The organism is Pseudoxanthomonas sp. LARHCG66, assembly GCF_052871755.1.
The window spans coordinates 786834-811270 of sequence record NZ_JBIXJW010000001.1; the positions used below are offsets into that span (position 1 = coordinate 786834).

The window sequence follows — 24437 nt, forward strand, 5'->3', positions numbered from 1 at the left end:
GATTGCAACTTGCACTGCGTCAGCGCCCTGCGGCTCGGCCGCAAGGCGCAGGACACTCACTGCGCGCACTTCACCACATCGGCGCCATCCGCCGCACCGGCGACCACCTGGATATTGGTGAACGCGGCAGCGAACGGAGCATCGGCGGCGATGCTGAAGGGCGTATCCACGCCGGTCAGGTCCGCACCGAGCTTGCCGAAGCAGGCCAGCGGCACCTTGACGGTCTGCTTCCTGCCGACCGCATCGCCGGAGAACGTCGCCGTCAGGTCGAGGCTCGCACCGCAGTTCGCACCGCACCCCAGCGTGAACTGCACGGGTTTGACCGGCGCCTGTTTCACCACCACGTCGAACTGCACCACGCCACGCGCGGTGGCCATCGCCGCGAGGTTGTTCTTCGAAGGATTGCGGGCGAAGAAGCGTGCCGGCGCCAGCCAGGTTACCTCCTTGCCGTCCTGCTGCGTGTTGACCTGCACCGTTGCAATCTGCAGCGCAGGCTTCGCCTGCGGCCAGCGCTGCGTGGCATTCATGTCGGAACCCACCGCCTTCTCTTCGCTGCCTGCAGCCATCTGCAGGGTGAAGGGTGTGATGTCGGACTGCTTGAAGATGCCCAGCGTGGTCGCATCACCGCAACGGGTCGTGCTGTCTTCCGGCAACTTGCCCACACGACCACTGTCGCCATAGCGCAGGCCGGTATCCAGTGCGAACTGGGGCGTGCTGTCGGCCGTCGGACACGCGACGGCCGGCCATGGGAACGTCAGCTTGCCGCGGAAATCATGCGCCGGCTTGCCGTCGGCGCCCGCGACCAGCACGTCGGTGACGCCCTTGCCTTCCGTGCCGGGCAGCCAGGCGGCGACGAAGCTGTTGGACAGATTGATCAGGTCATTGGCGTACAGCGCGCGCCCAGACAGGAACACGGTGACGACCGGCTTGCCGCTGGCAGCCGCCGCCTTCAGCGTGGCCAGATCTTCCGGGTGGCGGCGGCTGTGCGCCATCGTATCGGACGGCACGATGTCGCCATTGGTCTCGGCGTAGGGCGTCTCGCCGATGGCGGCCACGATGACGTCGTAGGTCGCCGGGTCCACGCCTTCGGCGCTGTCGCGCAGCTGCACATTCGCCTCGCCCAGCTGCTCCCGCAGGCCGGCCGCGATGCTGTCGGCATTCGGGAAGTCGGCGTTGGTGTTGTCGGTGCCCTGCCAGGTCAGTGACCAGCCACCGGTCTGGTTGGAGATGCTGTCGGCACTCTTGCCGACCAGCAGCACGCGCTGACCCTTCTTCAGTGGCAACGCGCCACCGTCGTTCTTCAGCAGCACCAGCGACTCGCGCGCGGCGCGACGGGCCAGGTCGCGGTGCACCAGCGATTCCAGCTTGCCGGCATGCTGGCTGGCGGACGGCTTGTGGTCCCACAGTCCGGCGCGCAGTTTGACGCGCAGGATGCGGGTGACTGCATCATCGATGCGCGCCTGAGGGATTTCGCCCGACTTCACCTGTGCGATCGTGTTGGCGATGAAGCTCCTCCACTTGTCCGGCACCATCACCATGTCGATGCCGGCGTTGATGGCCTGCGGACAGCTGTCGTCGGTGCAGCCGGTGACCTGGCCGATACCGTTCCAATCGGAAACGACGAAGCCGTCGAAGCCCATCTTCTCCTTCAGCGCCACCGTCAACAGGTCGCGCGTGCCGTGCATCTTGCCGTAGTCCTTGCCGGCCGCGACATCGTTCCAGCTGTTGAACGAGGCCATGACCGTCTGCACACCGGCTTCGATGGCGCCGTAGTAGCCCTGGCCGTGGATGTTGATCATCTGCGCCTGCGTGACCAGCGCGTTGCCCTGGTCCTTGCCGCCCTCGGTGGCGCCATCGCCGATGAAGTGCTTGGCGGTGGCGACGACGTTGCCGTCCTTGTCCAGCACACCCTGCATGCCCTTCACGTAAGCGGTCGCGTACTCGCGCACGAGCGCGGGCTGCGAGGAATAGCTCTCATATGTGCGGCCCCAGCGCGCGTTCTGCGCTACGGCGACGGTGGGCGCGAACGTCCACGCCACACCGGTTGCGCGAGTGGACTGTCCGGTGGCTTCGGCGATACGTTCGATCAGTTCGACGTCATGCGCGGCGCCCAGGCCGATGTTGTGCGGGAAGATGGTGGCGCCATAGACGTTGCTGTGCCCGTGCACGGCGTCCGTGCCCCAGATCACCGGCACGGGGATCTTGGCGTCGGTGCCCATGGAGGCGTCGTAATACGCGTCGGCGAGCTTGACCCAGTCTTCGACCTTCGCCTGCTTGTTCATCGCCGGCCACGAACCGCCGCCGTTGAGCACCGAGCCGATGTAGTACTGGCGCACTTCATCCGGCGTGATGGCCTTGATCTCCGGCTGCACCATCTGCCCGACCTTCTGCTCCAGCGTCATGCTGGCAAGGATCTCGGCCACGCGTGCTTCGATGGCGGGGTCCTGGGCAAACCGGCTCTCCAGCGCCGGCCAGTCCTTCAATTCGGCCGATTCGGCGGCGGAAGCAACGGGCTTGGTGTCGGCGGCATCCTTCTGGCCGGTACACGACAGGCAGGCCAACAGGCTGGCCCCCAACAGGGTCATTCGGATCGGCTTCACTCGCATCTCCCTCTATATGGCGGCACGTACGCGATCCTCGACAGGATCCGCGCCGCGCCGAAAAATTCGACGGGACGCGGGGGCATGCCCCGCATCCCGTCGGGTATTGCGGCGTTCAATCGCGACGCGCGGTCACAGCTTGTAGCGGAAGCCGAGCAGGTACTGTCGGCCGTACTCCGTGTACTCCTCCGGGAAGAACAGGTCCGGATGTGTGCCGGAACTGACTTCAGTGCGGAAGGGCTCGTTATTGACGTTGTTCACCTGGAAGAGGATCGACAAGCCCGACAGGCGGCTGGATTCCGGGAAGTCGTAGCCCAACTGCAGGTCGATCGTGCGCTCATTCAACGTGTAGCGATACGTGCGCTGGTTGAAGATCGAACCGTATTCGCCACGGTATGGGTCGCGGAAACGCTGGCTGACGCGTGCGGAAAAGCCGTGCTTCTCGTAGTACACCGTGGCATTGGCCACGATCTTGGACAGCCCCGGGAACGTGTCGGTGCCCGACCCGATGCCCGGACCGTCCGGATCGATCGACGACTCCGTGTACGACGCATTGAGCAGCAGACCGAATCCGTCGAGAGCATCGTGGATCAGCTCGCCGCCGAGCGCGGTGGAGAACTCATAGCCGCGCATGTAGCCGCCGGTGCCGTTGGCCGGCGTCGAGAAAAGACCCATGTTGGATGCCGGCGGCTCGTCACCTTCGTAGTCATAACCGGAGAAGTCCCAAGGAATCTCGCGCGTGTAGATATACGAATCCATGTCCTTGTAGAACGCCGCCAGCGCGACATAGCTCGCTTCGCCAAAGTACTTCTCGACCGAAAGATCGTAGGCATTGGCACGGTAAGGCTCGAGCGCCGGATTGCCGCCGTTGCCGCGCCATTCGGACGGGCCGCCCTGCGATGTCTGCACATAGACACTGGCCCGCGCGCCCATGTCGTTGATGCGCGCGCGCATCATTTCCCGGGCGGCGCCGAAGCGCAGGTTCCAGCCGTTGCCGAAGTCTGCCACCAGGTTCAAGCTGGGCAGGATGTCGCCGTACGACGCGCCCGCCGTGCCGGCCACGAGCGCCTGGCCGTTCTCGTTCTGCTGGATGACGACACCTTCGGACGTCTGTTCGGTGCGGATGTACTGCACGCCGGCATTGCCGCGCAGGCGGACCGTATCGGTGAGGTCCATGTCGAGGTTGGCCTTGAAATAGAACGTCTTCACGTCCTCTTCGGTGATTGCATCCTTCTGCAGGTCATCGTTCGACTCGCTGAGATAAACGTCGTAGTAGCGGGACAGCAATGCGCGCGGATCGTAGGTGATGACCCGGCCCATGCCGGCAAATCCGAGATCCGTCGGCGAGGACAGCAACGACGGATCGATCAGTGTCGGCGTGCGGCCGGGCAGGTCGGCGAAATAGACCTCCGCACTCTTCTCCTTGGTGCGCTTGCTGTAGTGGACGCCGGCATCCCAGCTGCGCAGGAAGTCGGACGACTCGATGACGTGGTTCACGGCAACGCGGAACGCCTTCATTTCGTCCTTCTGGTGGCTGTCCTCCAGGCGGCCGTCGTGACCCCAGTTCTGCGGGTCGCGCAGGTAGACTGAGGCGGGATCCGCCATGTCCGGCAGCGCGTAGTAGCCGTAGCCGGGCGAGAGGCGCGCGCGGAAGTCGGCGGAGACGCCGCCCAGCCGGCCCGCATAGGTTTCGAGCTTCGAATCCTCGACCTTGGCGCGCGAGTAGCTGAGGTCGCTGGTCAGCGTCCAGGTTTCGTTGAGCTTGAATTCGTTGTTCCAGCCCGCGGAGAACAACCGCGATTCGCGCGTGTTGTTGTCGTTGCGAAGCGCCGGCTGGATACCGTTCAGCGTACCGCCGGTGACCACCGGGGTTCCGTGGTACGGGGTCGTGGTCACGTTGCTGTAGCTGACCGCGCCACTATTGAACCAGGGGTCGTTGCTCCACATCGCACCGCGCATCCACTCTTCCTGGTCGAAGCGCGACGCGTACACGTCCAGCACGCTGTGCCAGCGATCATTCGGCTTGAACTCCAGAACGGCCATGACGCCATCGCGCGTGGTGTCGCGCGACTTCACCCAGGCTTCGGCACCCTGCAATGCGATCGCGTCCGCAGGCTTGCCGGGCTGCGGCGCGCCCCACATGTCTGTGTTCGCCCACCACCACGACTTGTAGTGCTTCTCCTGGAACGGCGCATCCATCCGCGCCACGCCGATCGCAAAGCCCACGGTGTCGTTGGCGAACTGGTCCACGTACGAGGCCGACACGCGGTAGCCCTTGTTGTTGCCACCTTCGGTCAGTTCGTCGAACGAGTTCACCTCGCCCTGGCCGGTGAACACGATGCGCTGTTCGCCGAACGACAGCGGACGGATCGACTGCAGGTCGACCGTGCCCGAGATGCCCTGCCCGATCAACGAGGCGTCGGGGGTCTTGTACACGGTGACGCCATTGATCAACTCGGCCGGGTACTGGTCGAGTTCGACGCCGCGGTTGTCGCCCGTGGTGACTTGCTCACGACCGTTCAGCAACGTGCCGGCGAACTGCTCGGACATGCCGCGGATGTGGATCACCTGGCCGCGACCGTCAAGGCGCTGCATGGTCAGACCCGGCAGGCGCGAAATCGAATCCGCGATGCTGATGTCCGGCAGCTTGCCGATGTCTTCCGCCGAGATCGCCTCCACGATCGACGTGGACTCGTTCTTGGTTTCCACCGCGCTCGCGATGGCGGCACGGATGCCGGTGACCTTCACCGTGTCGAGCGTCTCGACTGTCTGGTCTGCGGCTTGCTCCGCCTGCTGGGCTTGTGCGGCAAGCGGGAACGCCAATGCCAGGCAGCACGCCATGGCCAGCGTCTGCTTGCGCAGGGCGCGACGTCGCGCATGCGGGGCAACACCCGCTGTGGGGTTCGAATGCTTCATCTGGGTCCCTCTCCGACCGTGGTTGACAGCGCTGTCATATACAAGCTCCAATGGACTGTCAACAAATTCCTAACATCCACGACATGCATTCGCGCACACGATTGAATTTGCTCGATGCGCGTCGACTCACACGAGAAATCTCGCTGCAATGCAGCACCCGCTTTGCGCGGAGTCCGGGAAGGGTTCGCCGAAAGCATCGACACCTGCAACAGGAAGGAATCACTGCATGAACACCACGTCCCGGAAGCGCTCCCGCACGCTGCTCACCAGCCTCTTCATGCTGGCCTCGTCCACCGCCCCCTTGGCATCCGCATCGCAGAGGCCGGACGTCGCGGTGTGGATCACCACTGCCGATCACACGATGGCGCTGGCGCCATCAACGCCGGCACGCTTCGGAAAGGATGCCTCCGCAACAACGAAGATCCTTGTCGACGATGCGCAGCGCTACCAGGAAATGGTCGGGTTCGGCGCATCGCTGACCGATTCATCCGCGTGGCTGATCCAGAACAAACTCGACGACCGGCAGCGCGACGCCCTTCTGAAGGAATTGTTCGGGCGCGGGAATGGCGGCCTTGGGCTGAGCTTCTCGCGACTGACCATCGGCGCGTCGGATTTCTCGCGCCACCACTACAGCCTGGCCGACACCCCGGATGGCAAGCCGGATCCCGCCCTGGAGCATTTCAGCATCGCACCGAACCGTGGCGACGTGATCCCGGTGGCGCGCGCGATGCTGGCGATCAATCCACAATTGAAGATCATGGCGTCGCCTTGGAGCGCGCCTGGCTGGATGAAGGACAGCAACAGCCTGATCCAGGGTCGCCTGCTGCCGGAGTACTACGATGCATTCTCGCGCTACCTGCTGAAGTATGTGGATGCCTACGCTGCCGAAGGCATCCCGATCTTCGCGCTCACCGTACAGAATGAACCGGACTACGAACCCAAGGACTATCCCGGGATGCGGATCAATGCGCCGGCGCGCGCGCGACTGATCGGCGACCATCTCGGGCCGATGATCGCGGCACGCGGCGCCGGCCCGCTGATCTTCGACTGGGACCACAACTGGGACAAACCGGAAGAACCGCTCGGCGTGCTGTCCGACCCGAAGGCGAATCCGCATGTCGATGCCGTCGCCTGGCATTGCTATGGCGGTGAAGTCTCCGCACAGACCCCCGTGCGTGATGCGTTTCCCGACAAGGACGCGTACATGACCGAGTGTTCCGGCGGCGACTGGGAGCCGGTGCGCAGCGGGGGACTGCCCTTACAGATGAAGAACATCATCATCCGCAGCGCGAGGCACTGGGCCCGCGGCGCCCTGTTCTGGAACCTGGCACTGGATGAGAACAACGGTCCCTATGCGGGGGGCTGCCATACCTGCCGCGGCGTGGTCACCATCGACTCCCGCACCGGCGCGGTCACCCGCACCGATGAGTACTACGCACTGGCGCACGCGAGCCGCTTCGTGCGTCCCGGGGCGCGCCGGATCGCCTCCAGCGATGCCACCGCCGGCCTGGACAACGTGGCTTTCCGCAATGCCGACGATGGGTCGCTGGTCCTGCTGGTGGCCAACGAAGCCAAGCAGTCGCGCCACTTCTCGGTGGCACACGCCGGGCACGCGTTCGGCTACACGCTACCCGCCCGGAGCGTGGCGACTTTCGTCTGGAAGCCTGACGCAGTGCAACAGGACTGAGGTCGATGGCATCGTGTCATACGGGGCGCCATACGCCGTAGTATCCTGCCGTCTTCTCCCATGGAGCAGCGGCATGACGAGGCGTATTTCCCTGTTGGCCCTTCTGGCGGCAACCGCGCTGCTGGCAGGTTGCGGCGATGGCATGGTCCGACGCGTTTCCGATCCCGCCGTCAGCGTGCAGCAGCTCACGGTGAAGGCCGACGGCCAGTGGTCCGTGGACCTGCGCCTGCAGAACTACAGCAGCATTCCGATGCGTTTCGACACCGTCGAGATGGACGTGCAAGTCGGCGACCAGAGCGCGGGCAAGCTGCGCGCCACGCCAGGCCTTTCCGTTGGACCCGAATCGGCCGACGTGGTTACGGTGGCATTCGCACCCAACAGCGCCGGCCGCATCGTGGTGGCCGATGCCCTCGCTGGTCGCCGCGCCCTGCCCTACGCATTGAAAGGCAGTGCCAGTGCGACGCCGGAAGAAGCGAAACCCCGCACGTTCGACATCGATGCCCGCAGCACACTGAACCCGGTCCCCGGCCTGGACGGCGTGCTGCGCTGAGCTACGCCGCCTCCCTCTACATGCCTTTTCGAGAACCTGCATGCCTGCGTCCTACAAAGCTCCCCTGACCGATCTCCGCTTCGCCCTGTACGACGTGCTGGGCGTGGAACCCTTGTTCCAGCGCCTGGGCTACACCGAGGCGACGCGCGACATCCTCGATGCCGTGCTGGATGAAGCTGCCCGCTTCGCCGAGACCGTGCTGGCACCGCTCAACAGCGTCGGCGACGAAGTCGGCAGTACGTTCGACAAGACCACCGGCGACGTCACCACGCCACCGGGCTTCAAGGCGGCCTACGCGCAGTTCGTCGAGGGCGGCTGGACCGGCCTGACCGCCTCGCCCGACTTCGGCGGACAGGGCCTGCCGCATACGATGGGTGTGCCGCTCAACGAGCTGGTGAATGCCAGTAACCTGGCGTGGGGCAATTTCCCGCTGCTGTCGCACGGCGCTGTCGAAGCCCTCAAGCACCATGGCGAAGACTGGCAGCGAGAGGTCTTCCTGAAGCCGCTGGTGGAGGGCCGCTGGACCGGCACCATGTGCCTGACCGAACCGCATTGCGGCACCGACCTGGGCCTGTTGAAGACAAAGGCGGAACCGAACGCCGACGGCAGTTACGCCATCACCGGCACCAAGATCTTCATCACCGCGGGCGAGCACGACTTCACTGACAACATCGTGCACCTGGTGCTGGCAAAACTGCCCGATGCCCCGCCGGGCGCCAAGGGCATTTCGCTGTTCGTCACGCCGAAGTTCAAGGTCGCTCGCGATGGCAGCGTGGGCGAACGCAACGCAGTGCACTGCGGTTCCATCGAACACAAGATGGGCATCAAGGCATCGGTGACCTGCGTGATGAACTTCGATGGCGCGCAGGGCTATCTGGTGGGCCAGCCGCACAAGGGCCTGCAGGCGATGTTCACCATGATGAACACCGCGCGCCTCGGCGTGGGCCTGCAGGGCATCGGCCTGAGCGAGCGCGCATACCAGAATGCGTTGCGCTACGCGCGTGAACGCCTGCAGACGCGCTCACTGAGCGGCCCGAAGGCCCCTGACAAGCCCGCCGACCCGATCATCGTCCATCCGGACGTGCGCCGCATGCTGCTGACGGTCAAGTCGTTGGTGGAAGGCAGCCGCCTGCTCGCATTGCATGCCGGCACGCTGATCGATGTCGCGAACCACGCAGAGGACCCGGCGGAACGCGAGCGCGCCGACACACTTGTCAGCTTCCTGACGCCGATCTCCAAGGCCTGCCAGACCGAATGGGGCATCGAGAACACCTACCATGCGCTGCAGTGCTTCGGCGGCCACGGCTACATCCACGAGCACGGCATGGAACAGCTGGCGCGCGATGCGCGCATCACCACGCTGTACGAAGGCACGACCGGCATCCAGGCGCTGGACCTGATGGGCCGCAAGACGGCGTCGACACAGGCTGCGGGCCTGAAGCTGTTCCTGGCCGATGTGCACGCCTTCGCACAGATCCACAAGGACGATGCTGCGCTGCGCGAGTTCATCGACCCGCTGCAGCAGAAGGCGGCCGAGTGGGCGGCACTGACGAAGAAGGTGCTCGAGCGTGCTGCAGCGAACCCGGAAGAGATCGGCGCGGCCAGCACGGACTACCTGTTCTACTCCGGCTACGTGGTGCTGGCCTACTGGTGGGCCCGCAGCGTGGCCGCAGCCGACGCATCCGCGCATGGCGATGCTTTCAGGCAGGCGAAGCGCGAAACCGCGCGCTTCTACTTCGGTCGCATCCTGCCGCGCACGCTGACGCACGCGGCTGCCATCGAATCCGGGGCAGACACGCTGATGGCGATGGATGCCGAGCGCTTCGGCGACTGATCCGGGCAGTGGAGGAGCGCGGTCGGCGCGCTCCTCCGACGAAATGCCCGCGCGATATACACATTTCGTCAACATTTGGGTATAACCTGCTCCTCCATGGAAGCAGACAGAGCTCAGCTTCACCTGGTCCGGACCGGTCCCCATCATTCACCGGTCCCGTCTCCGTCGTCCCCCCGTCCACACCCCGCCGCCTTGCGACTGCTGTCGCTCGACGCGCACGGCCGCGTGCTCGACTGGATCAACTGGCAGGACGCTACCTGCCTTTACGCCCGCGGGGCCGTGGCATGGACGCTCGGTGACCCCTGCCTGCACGTGCGCGGAGGCCTCTCCCGGCTTACCGGCGAGCAGAGCCTGATCGAACTGCACCCCATCGTCGCGTCCCGCGGACATGCCCGTGCACATGCGCTCTCGCCCACGCCCACGCTGACCAATACCGCGCTGTTCGCCCGCGACGCACACCTGTGCCTGTACTGCGGGCATGAGTATTCGCGGCCGCACCTGACCCGCGACCACGTGCTGCCGCTGTCCAAGGGCGGCCGGGACATCTGGGAAAACGTGGTGACGGCCTGCTTCCACTGCAATTCGCGCAAGAGCAACCGCACGCCGCAGCAGGCGCACATGCCCCTGCTCGCCGTGCCGTACCGGCCCAGCTGGATCGAGCACCTGATCCTGTCCAACCGCAACATCCTGGCGGACCAGATGGCCTTCCTGAAGGCGCAACTGCCCAGAAAGTCCAAGCTCTCCGCCTGAACGTGGCGCCTCGCCTTCACGGCGATTGCTGAACCGTCCCGGCCGACCACACGCCTGCTTCACGCGCTTGCTTGCCCCACTTCACATCGGGGGGGGACAATAACGGCTCAGACGAAGCTTGCGCCCAATGATCGACCCCGACCGCTACCCCCGCCTTTCCCGCATCCAGATCCCGGCCGATCTGCGCCAGTTCGATGAATCCGAACTGCCCGCGATCGCGGAGGAACTGCGTGGCTACCTGATCGAGTCGGTGGGCCGGAGCGGCGGGCATTTCGGTGCGGGGCTGGGGGTCATCGAACTGACGGTCGCGCTGCATTACCTGTTCGAGACACCACGTGACCGGCTGGTGTGGGACGTGGGCCACCAGACCTACCCGCACAAGATCCTGACCGGCCGCCGCGACACCATCCACACGGTCAAGCAGAAGGATGGCGTGGCGCCGTTCCCGAAGCGTGAGGAAAGCGAGTACGACACGTTCGGCGTGGGCCATTCCTCCACGTCCATTTCCGCTGCGCTCGGCATGGCCATCGCACTCGCGCAACAGGGCGACGACCGAAAGGTGGTGGCGGTGATCGGCGATGGCGCGATGACCGCCGGCATGGCGTTCGAGGCGCTGAACCACGCCGGCGGCATGGAGCCCGAGCCGAACCTGCTGGTGATCCTCAACGACAACCAGATGTCGATCTCCGAAAACGTCGGCGGATTGACCAAGATGCTGGGCCGCCTGAGCAGCAGCCGTACCCTCAATGCGTTACGCGAGGGCGGCAAGAAGCTGCTCGGCGACAAGAAGAAGCCGCCCGCCCGCTTCATGCGTCGCTGGGAAGAGCACTGGAAGGGCATGTTCGTGCCGTCCACGCTGTTCGAGCAGATGGGCTTCCACTACACCGGCCCGATCGACGGCCACGATGTGGAGGCACTGGTCGGCGCGCTGAAGACGCTGAAGACCCTCAAGGGTCCGCAGTTGCTCCACATCCTGACCACCAAGGGCAAAGGCTACGAACTGGCCGAAGGCGACCAGATCGGCTATCACGCGGTGGGGCCATTCGATCCGGAGAAAGGCCTGGTCAGCAAGGGCGGCGCGAAGAAGCCCACCTACACCGACATCTTCAGTGACTGGCTGTGCGACATGGCCGCCGCGGAGCCGAAACTCCTGGGGATCACCCCGGCGATGCGCGAAGGCTCGGGCCTGGTGCGCTTCAGCAAGGAGTATCCCGAGCGCTACTTCGACGTCGCCATCGCCGAGCAGCATGCGGTGACGCTGGCGGCCGGCATGGCCTGCGAAGGCAGCAAGCCGGTGGTCGCGATCTATTCCACCTTTCTGCAGCGCGGCTATGACCAGCTCGTGCACGACGTGGCCATCCAGAAGCTCGATGTCCTGTTCGCCATCGACCGCGGCGGTGTGGTCGGGCCGGACGGCGCCACGCATGGCGGCAATCTGGACCTGAGCTACCTGCGCTGCGTGCCGCACATGGTGGTGATGGCGCCGGCGGACGAGAACGAGTGCCGGCAGATGCTGAGCACCGGTTACCACTTCAACGGACCGGCGGCCGTGCGCTACCCGCGCGGCACCGGCCCGGGCGTAGCCATCGAGTCGAACCTGGACACGCTGCCGATCGGCAAGGCGGACCTGCGCGTGCGTGGCAGTCGCGTCGCGTTGCTCGCGTTCGGCTCCACCGTGACGGCGGCGGGAGACGTTGGCCGCGCACTGGGCCTGACCGTGGTGAACATGCGCTTCGTGAAGCCGCTGGATCGTGCGCTGCTGATGGACCTCGCCAAGAGCCACGAGGGTTTCGTCACCATCGAGGACAACGTCGTGATGGGTGGCGCGGGTTCCGGCGTGGCCGAGCTACTGAGCGTCGAAGGCGTGACGTTGCCCGTGCTGCATCTCGGCCTGCCGGACGAATTCCAGCACCACGCCAGCCGCGAGGACCTGCTGGCCGAAGCCGGCATCGATGCCGCCGGCATCCGTGCCAGCGTGCTGAAGCGCTGGCCGCAACTTGGCGCAGGCCAGCCCGCACTCACTGCGGCAGGCTGATCGCTCCATGGCGCCCGATCATTCGGGCGCTTCCACCTCGTAGCCCCTGGCCTGGAGGGCGGCCAGATAGCCGCCCGGCTTGACCAGCTGCCAGACGGGCAAGGTGGCGAACGTGATGCGGTTCTTTTCCAGTGCCCCCTCGGCGACGTCCATCCAGCGCGCCTGCATGCGGGCCTCGACGTCGGAGATGCCGCGCTTGCGCGCCGTTTCGGTGTTGAACCAGGCCGTGGCGCACGCCTGCTGCCAATCCTGTCTGGAACTCGAGCGCAGCGCGGGCCAGTCGCCCACCGCCCACGCATTGGCCCGCGCCGCCACCTGCGGCAGATCGCGTTCGATGATATCCAGCGTCCTGCTGAAGCAGACCAGGTCTTCGGGCTTGAGCGTTTCCTTCCGGAAATCCGCCAGCGCGGCGCGTGGATCTTCCAGCTTGAGCTTCAGCAACGTGGGAGTGCGCTTCATCTTGCGCTGTTTCAGCGCTGCGTCGATGACAGGATCGATGACTCCGCCCTCGCGCAGGCCGGAATCGGACAGCGCTTCGGTGTAGAGCTGGTAAGCGGCGATCAACGGGCGCTTCTTCTCTACACCGCCATCGCGCCCCATGTACCGCTGCTTGAGCGCACTCCAGCGAGCATAGAGATCCGCAGGCAGGACTTCCTGGAGTTTCTGCCCGTCCGGATTCCTGGAGGCTTTCATGGCCGAAGGCAGCAACGTCAGTCCCCGGAAGAAGCCGACGTCGGCATCAACGGTGATGCCGGGCGAAGCCAGGACTTCATCCGCGATCCGCAGGACCTGGTCGACCTCGTCCGATCGCCAGGTAATGTGCTTCGGCAGCGGTGACTGGGTTCCCAGCACGTACAGCAGATGGTCGCCACGACGCACCTTCCACAGGCCCGGCCCCGGCTGCACGCCCGCCACGACGACGGCATCCATCTCGATCACGCCAGTCTCCGCTGCGGCCGGCGCTTCCCCGGCCTCCTGCGCACCTGCGCCCGGCACGATCAACAACGATACGCACAGCATCCCGCAAAGCGACAGACGCATCCCTGAGACTCCATCGGAAGAATCCGCCAGAGTGTGCCGTCGGCAACCACGCATCGTGCGCGACGGCACGTTGCCGCGGGGGGATTCGTTCAGGCGACTTTGCCGCCGGCCTCGCGCAGCGTGCGTTCGGCATCGCTGCCGCTCTGCATCAGTTCGAAACCTTTCCAGCTGAAACCCGGCGACACGGAGCAATCCACCAGGGTGAAATGGCCAAGCGAGCGCGCGCTCTGCCACACGCCCGCCGGGACCACCTGGCTGGACTGTCCCCCGCGGGCCGACGTATCCAGTTGTACACGGGTCAACGTGCGCTGCTCCGGATCGAACATCGACAGTTCCATCGCGCTCCCTTCGTGCCAGTCCCAGACCTCGGTCGCGTCAACACGATGCCAGCGCGTCACGACGCCTTCGGGCAACAGGAACTTGATGGCGGTGAGGGTGGGCCGCTCGATCCCGTTCACCTCCGTGCGCTTGGTCGATTCGTAGACGCGACGGAAGTGCCCGCCCTCGGGATGCGGTACCAACTGCAACGTGCGGATCAGCTCTTCGGCGCGTGGGTGCATGGGCCTTCCTGTACACGATGGACGGGACCAGCCATCGCCAGCGGCGCGCGGCGGGCACAAAAAAGCCCACGCGTGAGCGCAGGCTTGATGTCGAACCGCGATTGGTCGGGACGGCCGGATTTGAACCGACGACCCTCTGCCCCCCAGGCAGATGCGCTACCAGGCTGCGCTACGCCCCGAATCTCGCGGATCGGCCCGCCTTGCGACGGGTCGCGCATTATAGCCGGAATTCCTCGGCGTCTCCCAGCAGGAGCGCCGCCATGCATCACCGGCGAAGCAACTGCAGGATTTCTTCCAGTTCCATGCGCACCTGGCGCACGATCTGGTGGCTCAACGCAGCCTCCTGCTTGGCACCCTCACCCTCCAGGCGCAGGCGCGCACCGCCGATCGTGTAGCCCTGTTCGTACAGCAGGCTGCGGATCTGCCGCACCATCAGCACGTCATGGCGCTGGTAGTAGCGCCGGTTGCCGCGGCGTTTGGCGGGTTCGAGGCTGGGGAATTCCGTCTCCCAGTACCGCAGTACATGCGGCTTCACGTCGCACAGTTCACTGACCTCACCGATGGTGAAGTAGCGCTTGGCCGGGATCGGCGGAAGCTCGCGGTTACTGCCCGGATCCAGCATAGGTCTCCACCCGCTCCTTGAGTTTCTGGCCCGGCCGGAAGGTCACCACCGTCCGTGCCGAGATCGGGATTTCCTCACCGGTCTTGGGGTTGCGGCCGGGACGCTGGTTCTTGCGGCGCAGGTCGAAATTGCCGAACCCCGACAGCTTCACCTGCCGGCCCTGCTCCAGGGCCTCGCGCAGCACGTCGAAGTAGGCGTCGACGAATTCCTTCGCCTCGCGCTTGTTCAGGCCGACCTCGTCGAACAGACGCTCGGCCATCTCCGCCTTCGTCAATGCCATGGACTACTGCATCCCCATTGCGGCCGTCACCGGCCCTGCCACTGCCTTCATATCGGTCATCCGCGGATCTTCGCGCCATGCGAAGCGCTGATCGCGGCCACGACGGCCGCCACTACCTGCGCCACGTCGTCTTCCGTGAGAGTGCGTGAGTTGTCCTGCAAAATCAAGCCCATAGCGAGACTCTTTTGACCTGATTCGACCCCCTGCCCGACATACCGGTCGAACAACTGGACATCGCGCAGCAGCGGCCCTGCGGCAGCTTTCACCGTATCGCCAAGCGCTGCCCAGGACACCGCCTCGGCGACGACGAACGCGAGGTCCCTGCGGACGGACGGGTACCGGGACAGCTCCGTGGCGCGCGGCAACGCACGCGCGGTCAGCGGGCCCAGATCCAGTTCGAACGCGACCACGTCGGCGTCCAGGTCCCACTGGCGCTGCAGGCGCGGATGCAGTTGCCCGATCCAGCCGATGCAGGCGCCATCGCGGTAGATGTCGGCCGAGCGGCCGGGGTGGCCGTGAGCGGCACGCGAGGGGCGGAATTCGAGGGTGGCGCCGGCCAGTGCCGCCGCGCTCTCGAGGTCGCCCTTGAGGTCGTGGAATTCGACCTTGCGCGAAGGGGCGCCCCACTGCTCGGCCGCCGCCTCGCCAGTGATCGCGGCGGCAAGGCGCAGCGATTCGACCGGCGCACCGCCCGCCTGCGTTGGCGCATGGAACACGTTGCCGATCTCGAACAGGCGGACCCGTCCGGCCTGGCGTGCGGCGTTGCGCTGCAACGCTGCCACCAGCCCGGGCAGCAGTCGCGTACGCATCACCGCCAGCTCGGCGCTGAGCGGGTTCGCCAGCGGCACGGCACCATCGGCCGCGTTCCACTGCGCCAGCCATTGGGCATCGACGAAAGCGAAATTGACTGTTTCCAGATAGTCGCGGGCCGCCAGATGCCGACGCACGGTGCCGGCCTCGACGCGGGTCTCACTCGGGGCCGCGATGCGGATGGCACCACCCGGCAGCGTGGTCGGCACGCGGTCGTAGCCGTGGATGCGTGCCAGTTCCTCGATCAGGTCTTCCTCGATGGCGATGTCGAAGCGCCGGCTGGGCGCAACCACGCTCCAACCGTCGGCGACGGTCACGACCTGCAAGCCCAGCGCGCGCAGGATGCGTTCGATCTCCAGGTCCGGAATCTCGACGCCCAGCACGCGTGCGACACGCGCACGGCGCAACAGGATGCTCGCCGGCTTCGGCAGATGTTCGGGCAGGTCCGCCTGGGTGACCGGACCCGGGACGCCACCGGCGACGTCCATGATCAGCCGGGTGGCGTACTCCACGGCAATGCGCGGCAACTCGGGGTCGACGCCGCGCTCGAAGCGATGGCCGGCATCCGTGTGCAGGCCGAGCTTGCGGCTGCGACCGATGATCGCCGAGGGAATCCAGTGCGCGGCCTCGAGGAACACATTGCGGGTGGCATCGGTGACGCGGGTGTCGTGGCCGCCCATGATGCCGCCCAGCGCGACAGCGCGCGCTGCGCGACCGCCCCGGCCGTCGGAAACGGCCAGGAACTCCTCATCGAGCGTCACGGTGCGCCCGTCGAGCAGCGCGAGCGTCTCGCCTGCCCGCGCGGGACGCACGACAATGCCGCCTTCCAGCGTGTCCTTGTCGAAGGCATGCATCGGCTGGCCGAGTTCCAGCATGACGTACTGGGTGACATCGACGAGGAAGCTGATCGGTCGTACACCACTGCGACGGAGACGCTCCACCATCCACACCGGCGTCAGCGCCGTCGCGTCGACACCTTCGATCACCCGGCCGACGAAGCGCGGCACGCGTTCACCTGCTTCCAGTTCGACGCTGAGTTCCGACTGGCTTTGCGCCGGCACCGGCGCGGCATCGATCGGCTTCACCTCGCTGCCCAGCGAGGCGGCGACGTCATAGGCGATGCCGCGCACGCTGAAACAATCAGCGCGGTTCGGCGTCAGCTTGATCTCGATGCTGGCATCCGGCAGGCCCAGATAATCGACGATCGGCGTACCGATCGGCGCATCGGCAGGCAGTTCCAGCAGGCCGGAGGCGTCCGCATCGATGCCCAGTTCCTTGGCCGAGCACAGCATGCCGTTGGACTCGACGCCGCGCAGCTTGGCGGCCTTGATCGCGATGCCGCCCACGTTGGCACCCACCATCGCCAGCGGCGCCAGCAGGCCGGGACGCGCATTCGGCGCCCCGCAGACGATCTGCAGCAGAGCGCCCTGCCCTGCGTCCACCTGGCAGACCTGCAGGCGGTCGGCTTCGGGATGCTTGGCGCATTCCACGATGCGTGCGACCACCACGTTCGCGAGGCCGTCGCCCAATGCGGTGACGTCTTCGACTTCCAGGCCGATCGCGGTCAGCGTAGCCGCCAGCTCATCGCGGGTGGCCTGGGTGGGGACGTGGCTGCGCAACCAGTTTTCAGAGAACTTCATCGTTCGTGATCCGTAGGGCGGGCCATGGCCCGCCGTCGTCATGTATCAGGTGTCGTGATGCCGGAACTGCGGTGGGCGCGAGCCCGTTACGCGAACTGGCGCAGGAACCGCACGTCGTTCTCGAAGAACGCACGCAGGTCGTTGACGCCATAGCGCAGCATCGCGAAGCGCTCCACGCCGAGGCCGAATGCGAAGCCGGTGTAGCGCTCCGGATCGATGCCGCAGTTGCGCAGCACGTTGGGATGCACCATGCCGCAGCCCAGCACTTCCAGCCAGCGCGTGCTGCCATCGGGCTGCTGCCAGGCGATGTCGACCTCGGCGCCCGGTTCCACGAACGGGAAGTAGCTGGGACGGAAGCGCATCTCGAAATCGCGCTCGAAGAACGCGCGCACGAACTCGGCCAGCGTGCCCTTGAGGTCGGCGAAGGTGGAATGCTCGTCCACCAGCAGGCCTTCGACCTGGTGGAACATCGGCGAATGCGTCTGGTCGCTGTCGCTGCGATAGACCTTGCCGGCCGCGATCATGCGCAGCGGCGGCTGGTGCGAATCCATGTAGCGCACCTGCACGCCGGAGGTGTGCGTGCGCAACAGGCGACCGTCGCCGAAGTAGAACGTGTCGTGCATGGCGCGCGCCGGATGGTGCGGCGGGAAATTCAGCGCCTCGAAATTGTGCCAATCGTCCTCGATCTCGGGGCCATCGGCCAGTTCATAGCCCAGGCGGCCGAAGATGTCGGCGATGCGCTCCAGCGTGCGGCTGATCGGATGCAGGCCGCCGCGTGTACCGTTGCGGCCGGGCAGCGTGACGTCGACGGTTTCGCCGGCTAAGCGGGCATCCAGTGCAGCGTCTTCCAGCACGGCCTTGCGCGTGGACAGCGCATCACCGATGGCATCGCGCGCCCGATTGATGGCTTCGCCCGCAGCCTTGCGCTGATCGGCAGGCAGTGCGCCCAGTTGCTTCAGCTGCGTGGTGACGCTGCCGTTCTTGCCCAGCAGCGCGACGCGCAGATGCTCCAGCGCATCGGGCGAAGGCGCGGCGGCGATGTCGGCCAGCGCCTGGGTGGACAGGGATTCGATATCGCTCATTGGATGTCCATGAGAGGAGGCCATCTTGTGGGAGCGACGTGAGTCGCGATGGGGCATCTGGGCCCCTTCATCGCGACTCACGTCGCTCCCACAAGACGGAAACCACAAAAAACAATGGGGAAGGACTCGCGCCCTTCCCCACGTGTTCCCGGCGATGGACTGCCGGTGTGCTGTTACGGTGGAGACGCGGCTTACGCCGCGAGTGCGCCCTTCGCCTTTTCAGCCAGGGCCGCAAAACCGGCCGCGTCATGCACGGCGATATCCGCCAGCACCTTGCGGTCCAGGGTGATGCCAGCCTTCAGCAGGCCGTTCATGAAACGGCTGTAGCTCAGGCCGTTGATGCGGGCAGCCGCATTGATGCGGGTGATCCACAGCGAACGGAAATTGCGCTTCTTCTGCTTGCGGCCGATGTAGGCGTACTGACCCGCCTTGATCACCGCCTGCTTGGCGACGCGGAACACCTTGCGACGGGCGTTGTAGTAGCCCTTGGCCAGGTGGAGGACTTTCTTGTGACGACGACGCGCCGTCACGCCACGCTTAACTCGTGCCATGTCTCAAATCCTCAGAGGTAGGGAAGCATGCGGTTCAAACGGCCGCTGTCCTCGGCGCGAATGATATTCGTCGCACGCAGGCCGCGCTTACGCTTGGTCGCTTTCTTGGTGAGGATGTGGCTGCGGTTGGCGTGGCCAGCCTTGAACTTGCCGGATGCGGTCTTGCGAAAACGCTTCGCTGCCGCCCGGTGGGTCTTGATCTTGGGCATTGCTATGTCCTTGACGGGTTTATGTCACTGATCGGGGCGGCAGTCTGACGACCACACTTTCCATCCCTGCCCATATCGGCTTGTAAGTCGTTGATTCCAGAACGGAACCTCCGACGGGTCCATCGGCTGCGAACAGCCTCCCGGCGTACCGGGCCGCGTATTATGCCCGCTGCTGTTTTTTCTTGCAAATCCGGCTACTTAGCCCAGTAGCGGAGAGCTGAAAGCGAGAAAGGCGCCTTGCGGCGCCTTCCCCTCACCCTTTGCCCTCTCCCCGCTTGCGGGGCGAGGGGAACGGCAGGTGTCAGCGGCTTGGCCGCTGACATCACTTCTTTTTGGGGGCGATCATCATGACCATCTGGCGACCTTCGAGGCGCGGACGGGATTCGATGACGATCTCGTCGCCCAGCTCGGCCTCGATGCGCGCGGCCATTTCGCGACCCAGCTCCTGGTGGCTCATCTCACGGCCCCGGAAGCGGATGTTGACCTTGACCTTGTCGCCTTCTTCCAGGAAGCGGCGGATGTTGCGCATCTTGATCTGGTAGTCGCCCTCGTCGGTGACGGGGCGGAACTTCAGTTCCTTGATCTCGACCTGCTTCTGCTTCTTCTTGGCCTCATTGGCCTTCTTCTGCGCTTCGAACTTGAACTTGCCGAAGTCCATGATCTTGCAGACAGGCGGCTCGGCGTTGGGCTGGATCTCGACGAGGTCCAGTCCTTCGTCTTCCGCCTTGGCCAACGCCTCGTCGCGCGTGAGCACGCCGATCATTTCGCCGTCCGAACCGATCACGCGCACGCGCGGTACGCGGATCTCGTGGTTTTTGCGGTTTTGCTTGTTGTCAGGGATGCTGATGTTGCGGTCTCCAGGGAGGGGTGCACCGGTCCGCGAAGGACCGGAACCAATTATTGCGTAGCGTGCTCGTTCCGCAAACGTTCGGCGAAGGCGGCGACGGACATCGTGCCCAGATCTTCCCCGGAACGCGTACGCACGGCGATGGCGCCATTTTCCTTCTCGCGGTCTCCGACCACCAGCAGGTACGGCACCCGCTGCAGCGTGTGCTCGCGAATCTTATAGCCGATCTTCTCGTTCCGCAAATCGGCCGCCACCCGGAACCCTTGATTTGAAAGGGTTTTCCGGACATCGGCCACATAATCGGCCTGGGCATCGGTGATATTCATCACCACGGCCTGCTGGGGCGCCAGCCAGGACGGGAATGCACCAGCATGGTGCTCGATCAGGATGCCGATGAACCGCTCCATGGAGCCCACGATGGCCCGGTGGAGCATGACCGGCTGCTGGCGCTGGCTGTTCTCGTCCACGTACTCGGCCCCCAGGCGGCCCGGCATCATGAAGTCGACCTGCATGGTGCCCAGCTGCCAGGTGCGGCCGATGGCGTCCTTCAGGTGGTACTCGATCTTCGGGCCGTAGAAGGCGCCTTCGCCCGGCAGTTCCTGCCATTCCACCCCGCAGCTGCGCAGGGCGGCACGGAGAGCAGTCTCGGCCTTGTCCCAGGTGGCGTCGTCGCCCAGGCGTGACTCGGGGCGCAGGGCGATCTTGATCTGGATGTCCTCGAAGCCGAAGTCCGCGTACACCTTCAACGCCTGCTGGTGGAACGCCGTCACCTCGGCCTCGATCTGGTCTTCCGTGCAGAAGATGTGGCCATCGTCCTGGGTGAAGCCGCGCACGCGCAGGATGCCATGCAGTGCGCCCGAGGGCTCGTTGCGGTGGCAGGCGCCGAACTCGCCGTAGCGGATCGGCAGGTCGCGGTAGCTGTGCAGGCCCTGGTTGAACACCTGCACGTGGCCCGGGCAGTTCATCGGCTTGACCGCGTAGGTGCGGTTCTCCGACTCGCTGAAGAACATGTTTTCCTTGTAGTTGTCCCAGTGACCCGACTTCTTCCACAGGGCGACATCAAGGATCTGCGGGCAGCGCACTTCCTGGTATCCGCTGTCGCGGTAGACCTTGCGCATGTACTGCTCGACCACCTGCCAGATGGCCCAGCCCTTGGGGTGCCAGAACACCAGGCCCGGCGCCTCTTCCTGCAGGTGGAACAGCTCCTGCTGCTTGCCGATCTTGCGGTGGTCGCGCTTCTCCGCTTCCTCGATGCGTTGGATATAGGCTTCCAGCTGCTTCTTGTCGGCCCACGCCGTGCCGTAGATGCGCTGCAGCTGCTCGTTCTTGGCATCGCCGCGCCAGTATGCGCCGGAGATGCGGGTCAGTTTGAACGCCTTCAGGAAGCGCGTGTTGGGCACATGCGGCCCGCGGCACATGTCCACGTATTCCTGGTGGTAGTACAGGCCCATCGCGGTTTCGTCGGGCATGTCGTCGATCAAACGCAGCTTGTAGTCCTCGCCGCGGGCCTTGAAGACCTCGATCACCTCGGCGCGCGGCGTCATCTTCTTGATAACGTCGTAGTCCTGCGCGATCAGTTCCTGCATGCGCTGCTCGACCGCCGCCAGGTCTTCCGGCGTGAACGGGCGTTCGCTGTAGATGTCGTAGTAGAAGCCCTCGGCGATCACGGGGCCGATGACCATCTTCACGTCGGGATAGAGCTGCTTCACCGCATGGCCGACCAGGTGCGCGCAGGAGTGGCGGATGATCTCCAGACCTTCCTCGTCCTTCGGCGTGATGATGCGCAGGCTGGCGTCGTGGTCGATGACGTCGCTGGCGTCCACCAGCTTCCCGTCCACCGCACCTGCCAGGGTGGCCTTGGCCAGGCCCGCGCCGATGGACTGGGCCACCTGCATGACGGAAACGGGGTTCTCGAACTCGCGGCGGCTGCCGTCGGGGAGCGTGATCGTGATCATCGGAGCGTGGACTCGGTCTGGGTGACGCCGGCGCGATGGCGTCCGGGCGTGTACGGGCATGAAAAAAGCGCCACGAGGGCGCCTACGGGATGCAGAGCCTCGGGCAGTGCCATGTTCAGGCGGTGGTAGTGCTCATGTCGCACGCTCGGCCGGCGTTTCCGCGGGCCACCTCGTGATGCTGCGGATGGCGTCAAAGGGAAACGATGCCACGCTGTGGAAGCGTGGTGGGCGGTACAGGGTTCGAACCTGTGACCCCTACCATGTCAAGGTAGTGCTCTACCGCTGAGCTAACCGCCCGGTCTGCCCTTTGCAGGGGCGCGAATTCTAGCCCGGAAGCGGGGTCGCCGACAACCAGGCCGTGCACGGACGGCTCAGGCACCGAGGCTGGCCTCCTTCAGGCGCCGGATCTTGTCGCGCAGGCGCGCGGCATCCTCGAACTCCAGGTCGCGGGCGTGCTGGTACATCTGCTGCTCCAGCGCCTTGATCTTGGCCAGCGCCTGTGCCGGATCCAGGGAGCCGTAGTCGGCAGGCTCCTCCGCCACCCGGCGTGCCTTGCCCCGGCCGCCCTTGGTCTCGGCGCCCTCGCTGCGCGCCCCTTCCAGGATGTCCACGATCGGCCGCGCCACCGACTTGGGCGTGATGCCATGTTCCAGGTTGTATTCCACCTGTTTCTCGCGGCGCCGGCCGGTTTCGTCGATGGCGGCCTGCATGGACCGGGTCATGCGGTCCGCGTACAGGATCGCCTTGCCGCGCAGGTTGCGGGCGGCCCGGCCGATGGTCTGGATCAGCGAACCGGTGGAACGCAGGAAGCCCTCCTTGTCCGCGTCCAGGATCGCGACCAGCGACACCTCCGGCATGTCCAGTCCTTCGCGCAGCAGGTTGATGCCGACCAGCACATCGAACTTGCCCAGGCGCAGGTCGCGGATGATCTCCACGCGCTCTACCGTGTCCACGTCCGAATGCAGGTAGCGCACCTTGATGCCGTGGTCGCCCAGGTATTCGGTCAGGTTTTCGGCCATGCGCTTGGTCAGCGTGGTCACCAGCACGCGGTCGCCCCACGACACGCGTTCATTGATCTGGGACAGCAGATCGTCCACCTGCGTGCCGACCGGGCGGATCTCCACCTCCGGATCGATCAGGCCGGTCGGGCGCACCACCAGTTCGACGATCTCGCCGTTGGACTCCCGCAGCTCGTAAGGCCCGGGTGTCGCGGAGACATAGATGCTGCGTGGCGAACGCGCTTCCCACTCCTCGAAACGCAGTGGCCGGTTGTCCAGCGCCGACGGCAGGCGGAACCCGAACTCCACCAGCGTTTCCTTGCGTGAACGATCGCCCTTGTACATGGCGCCGATCTGCGGGATGGTCACGTGCGATTCGTCGATCACCAGCAGCGCGTCGGCCGGCAGGTAGTCGAACAGCGTGGGCGGCGGCTCGCCCGGTGCCTTGCCGGTCAGGTGGCGCGAGTAGTTCTCGATGCCCGAACAGAAACCGACCTCCGCCATCATCTCCACGTCGAACTGCGTACGCTGGGCGAGCCGCTGGGCTTCGACCAGCTTGTTCTGCGCGTAGAGCTGCTCCAGGCGGTCCTTCAACTCGACCTTGATGGTATCGATGGCTGCCAGCACGCGTTCACGCGTGGTCGCATAGTGGGTTTTCGGATACACGGTGTAGCGCTGCAGCTTGCGCATGGATTCGCCGGTGAGCGGATCGAACAGGGTCAGCCCTTCGACCTCGCCATCGAACAGTTCGATGCGCAGTGCTTCCATGTCGCTTTCCGCCGGATGCACATCGATCACCTCGCCGCGTACGCGGAACGTGCCGCGCTGCAACTCGTACTCGTTGCGGGTGTACTGCAGCTGGGTCAGGTGACGGATCAGCTCGCGCTGGTCGATGCGTTCGGCCAGCGACAGGATCAGCCGCAACGACAGGTAGTCCTCCGGCGCACCCAGACCGTAGATCGCGGACACGGTCGCCACCACCAGCGCGTCCGGTCGCGAAAGCAGCGTCTTGGTCGCTGCCAGCCGCATCTGTTCGATGTGCTCGTTGATCGAGCTGTCCTTCTCGATGAAGGTGTCGCTAGCCGGGACATAGGCTTCCGGCTGGTAGTAGTCGTAATAGCTGACGAAGTATTCCACCGCGTTGTGCGGGAAAAACGCCTTGAACTCGCCATACAGCTGCGCGGCCAGGGTCTTGTTGGGCGCCATCACCAGGGTCGGCTTCTGCACCTGCTGGACCACGTTGGCGATGGTGTACGTCTTGCCTGAACCCGTCACGCCCAGCAGGGTCTGCTTCGCCAATCCCGCCTCGAAATTCTGCACGAGCCTCTCGATGGCCTGCGGCTGGTCACCGGCAGGCGAATACGGGGAAACAAGCTGGAAACGATCAGTCATCGCACGCCGCCCGGGAGCCAACCATTGAGTATAGCCGCGCCTGCGTGACAGCCCCTGCAGCCATTTCCTACACGCGGA

General features: G+C 65.3%; 18 protein-coding genes and 2 tRNA genes. 5 read left to right on the forward strand and 15 right to left on the reverse strand.

The genetic code is table 11. The features are described from left to right. Positions 1–56 precede the first annotated feature (56 nt). The gene (locus tag ACIPRS_RS03785; RefSeq protein WP_446537557.1) at positions 57–2600 is read right to left on the reverse strand and encodes a glycoside hydrolase family 3 N-terminal domain-containing protein; all 2544 of its coding nucleotides are present in this window, start codon (positions 2598–2600) and stop codon (positions 57–59) included. Positions 2601–2732: 132 nt separating this feature from the next. Further along, a complete protein-coding gene (locus ACIPRS_RS03790) occupies positions 2733–5516 on the reverse strand; it encodes a TonB-dependent receptor (RefSeq protein WP_446537558.1) in 2784 nt (927 codons plus the stop codon). 226 nt (positions 5517–5742) lie between these two features. Here ACIPRS_RS03790 and ACIPRS_RS03795 point away from each other — a divergent pair, with 226 nt between their 5' ends. The 5 genes from ACIPRS_RS03795 to dxs all read left to right on the forward strand — a co-directional run bounded on the left by ACIPRS_RS03795 (position 5743) and on the right by dxs (position 12372). Then, positions 5743–7203 carry a glycoside hydrolase family 30 protein gene (locus ACIPRS_RS03795; protein WP_446537559.1) on the forward strand — a complete coding sequence of 487 codons (1461 nt, stop codon included), beginning with the start codon at positions 5743–5745 and terminating at the stop codon, positions 7201–7203. A 73-nt stretch (positions 7204–7276) separates the two neighbouring features. Then, positions 7277–7753, forward strand: a complete 477-nt coding sequence (locus tag ACIPRS_RS03800; protein ID WP_446537560.1) for an NDR1/HIN1-like protein — start codon at positions 7277–7279, stop codon at positions 7751–7753. Between the two features lie 40 nt (positions 7754–7793). Beyond that, the gene (locus tag ACIPRS_RS03805; RefSeq protein WP_446537561.1) at positions 7794–9587 is read left to right on the forward strand and encodes an acyl-CoA dehydrogenase C-terminal domain-containing protein; all 1794 of its coding nucleotides are present in this window, start codon (positions 7794–7796) and stop codon (positions 9585–9587) included. A gap of 96 nt (positions 9588–9683) precedes the next feature. Next, a complete protein-coding gene (locus tag ACIPRS_RS03810) occupies positions 9684–10337 on the forward strand; it encodes an HNH endonuclease (protein ID WP_192200495.1) in 654 nt (217 codons plus the stop codon). A 127-nt stretch (positions 10338–10464) separates the two neighbouring features. Then, the gene (gene dxs / locus ACIPRS_RS03815) at positions 10465–12372 is read left to right on the forward strand and encodes a 1-deoxy-D-xylulose-5-phosphate synthase (protein ID WP_446537562.1); all 1908 of its coding nucleotides are present in this window, start codon (positions 10465–10467) and stop codon (positions 12370–12372) included. Positions 12373–12390: 18 nt separating this feature from the next. On the opposite strand, the gene ACIPRS_RS03820 is transcribed toward dxs, so the two are convergent. The 13 genes from ACIPRS_RS03820 to uvrB form a co-directional block, all read right to left on the reverse strand. Beyond that, positions 12391–13413: a TraB/GumN family protein gene (locus tag ACIPRS_RS03820; RefSeq protein WP_446537563.1), complete on the reverse strand. Its 1023-nt coding sequence runs from the start codon at positions 13411–13413 to the stop codon at positions 12391–12393. 89 nt (positions 13414–13502) lie between these two features. Then, positions 13503–13973 carry a cupin domain-containing protein gene (locus ACIPRS_RS03825; protein WP_446537564.1) on the reverse strand — a complete coding sequence of 157 codons (471 nt, stop codon included), beginning with the start codon at positions 13971–13973 and terminating at the stop codon, positions 13503–13505. Positions 13974–14075: 102 nt separating this feature from the next. Then, positions 14076–14152, reverse strand: a tRNA-Pro gene (locus ACIPRS_RS03830). Between the two features lie 86 nt (positions 14153–14238). Further along, the gene (locus ACIPRS_RS03835; protein WP_056878218.1) at positions 14239–14595 is read right to left on the reverse strand and encodes a MerR family transcriptional regulator; all 357 of its coding nucleotides are present in this window, start codon (positions 14593–14595) and stop codon (positions 14239–14241) included. Further along, the gene (locus tag ACIPRS_RS03840) at positions 14576–14875 is read right to left on the reverse strand and encodes an integration host factor subunit alpha (protein WP_055936063.1); all 300 of its coding nucleotides are present in this window, start codon (positions 14873–14875) and stop codon (positions 14576–14578) included. The genes ACIPRS_RS03835 and ACIPRS_RS03840 overlap by 20 nt, the downstream gene beginning before the upstream one ends. 56 nt (positions 14876–14931) lie before the next feature. Further along, entirely contained in the window at positions 14932–17325 is a 2394-nt protein-coding gene (pheT, locus tag ACIPRS_RS03845; protein ID WP_446537565.1) for a phenylalanine--tRNA ligase subunit beta, read from the reverse strand. A gap of 86 nt (positions 17326–17411) precedes the next feature. After that, the gene (pheS, locus tag ACIPRS_RS03850; protein WP_337730360.1) at positions 17412–18407 is read right to left on the reverse strand and encodes a phenylalanine--tRNA ligase subunit alpha; all 996 of its coding nucleotides are present in this window, start codon (positions 18405–18407) and stop codon (positions 17412–17414) included. A gap of 191 nt (positions 18408–18598) precedes the next feature. Further along, positions 18599–18958 (reverse strand): 50S ribosomal protein L20, encoded by a 360-nt coding sequence (gene rplT / locus ACIPRS_RS03855; protein WP_337730361.1) that lies wholly within the window; start codon positions 18956–18958, stop codon positions 18599–18601. A gap of 11 nt (positions 18959–18969) precedes the next feature. Next, entirely contained in the window at positions 18970–19167 is a 198-nt protein-coding gene (rpmI, locus tag ACIPRS_RS03860) for a 50S ribosomal protein L35 (RefSeq protein WP_014160066.1), read from the reverse strand. A 322-nt stretch (positions 19168–19489) separates the two neighbouring features. Beyond that, a complete protein-coding gene (infC, locus tag ACIPRS_RS03865; RefSeq protein WP_233210880.1) occupies positions 19490–20014 on the reverse strand; it encodes a translation initiation factor IF-3 in 525 nt (174 codons plus the stop codon). A gap of 50 nt (positions 20015–20064) precedes the next feature. Continuing rightward, positions 20065–21969 (reverse strand): threonine--tRNA ligase, encoded by a 1905-nt coding sequence (gene thrS, locus ACIPRS_RS03870; protein ID WP_446537566.1) that lies wholly within the window; start codon positions 21967–21969, stop codon positions 20065–20067. Positions 21970–22191: 222 nt separating this feature from the next. Continuing rightward, positions 22192–22266: transfer RNA gene (locus ACIPRS_RS03875), tRNA-Val, on the reverse strand. Between the two features lie 74 nt (positions 22267–22340). Beyond that, positions 22341–24359 (reverse strand): excinuclease ABC subunit UvrB, encoded by a 2019-nt coding sequence (gene uvrB / locus ACIPRS_RS03880; protein ID WP_446537567.1) that lies wholly within the window; start codon positions 24357–24359, stop codon positions 22341–22343. Between the last annotated feature and the right edge of the window lie 78 nt (positions 24360–24437).